Here is a 1,005-nt window from a genome sequence, read left to right on the forward strand (position 1 = left end):
GAGGGCGAAGCCCAAGCCGCCACCGAACGGATGTCGCTGCCGGTCATGGCGTTGTTCCTCGGGTTCCTCGCCTTCATCGCCTACCCCGCGCTGGTGCAAGTCCTCAATGGACTCTGACAGCCTACAGAGAAGAGGAGAATCTGATGCCCTCACAGTGGGACACCTTGTGGACCGTCATACGGGCTCGTGTGGAGATGCTGCGGCGCGAACCGGAGGCCGGCTACTCGACCGAAACGGTGCTGGTGACCGCGCTGCTCGTCGTCGCCGCCATCGCGGTGCTCGCGATCATCGTCGCCAAGGTCACCAGCAAGGCCAACAGCATCGACATGTGACGCCCGCATGGAGCCGACAATGGGCACAGCACAGCGGCCGCGGACGATGCCGCACCTCGATCGGCAAGCGTGTGACGCGGCAGCGATCTGTTCAGATCGGGTAACATCTCCGGCGCGTAGCGGGGGCGCCGGTTCCGACGCCCCCGCCCTACTCACCCAAGTGGGGCGGTCTGCTGGCCGCGCCGCCCTACTTGGACTCCTTCACCGTCGTGCCCGGGTTGGCCTTGCCGTGTTTCCGGGTCACGTACCGCCCCGTCTTGGCGCTGCGGTACTTACCACCGCTCCCGGAGCCCTTCTTTCCTGCCATCTTGATCACCTCCCTCCAAATTCGCACTACAGTTCGATACTGTACCGGCCACCTCCGACAACCTGTGGCCACGACACGCCGGGACCACCACATGTAGTAGCCGCGTCGGACCCAAGGTCATTCGCCCATCGAGGTAGGACGCGGCGTCGTGCCTCCCGGAGCGCAGTCCGTCAAGCCGCTAAGAAGGTGCGCGGCGCGATCCGCGACGACCGCGGTTCGGTGAGCGCGGAGCTGGTGATCGCCACTCCCCTGCTGTTGCTGGTGCTGCTGGTCATCGTGCAGTTCGCGCTCTGGTCGCACGCCACGCACATCGCCCAGGCCGCCGCGTCACAGGGCCTGGCGACCGCGCGCTCGCAGTACGGGACC

The 1,005-nt window shown here is 66.3% G+C and carries 2 protein-coding genes and 1 pseudogene; all 3 read left to right on the plus strand.

The features are described 5' to 3' along the window. Positions 1 to 117, plus strand: a pseudogene (locus ABZ215_RS43870) (secretion system protein); the annotation flags it as partial. Positions 118 to 143: 26 nt separating this feature from the next. After that, positions 144 to 332 (plus strand): hypothetical protein, encoded by a 189-nt coding sequence (locus ABZ215_RS43875; RefSeq protein WP_354956885.1) that lies wholly within the window; start codon positions 144 to 146, stop codon positions 330 to 332. A gap of 493 nt (positions 333 to 825) precedes the next feature. Next, a partial coding sequence (locus ABZ215_RS43880; protein ID WP_354956887.1) for a TadE/TadG family type IV pilus assembly protein occupies positions 826 to 1,005 on the plus strand: 180 nt, incomplete at its 3' end.

Source organism: Amycolatopsis sp. NPDC006131 (assembly GCF_040614175.1).
In the GTDB taxonomy this organism is placed as follows: domain Bacteria; phylum Actinomycetota; class Actinomycetes; order Mycobacteriales; family Pseudonocardiaceae; genus Amycolatopsis_E; species Amycolatopsis_E tucumanensis.

Excerpts from the sequence above, each read along its gene's own strand:
- ABZ215_RS43875 (WP_354956885.1), top strand. The coding sequence starts at position 144 with ATGCCCTCACAGTGGGACACCTTGTGGACCGTCATACGGGCTCGTGTG.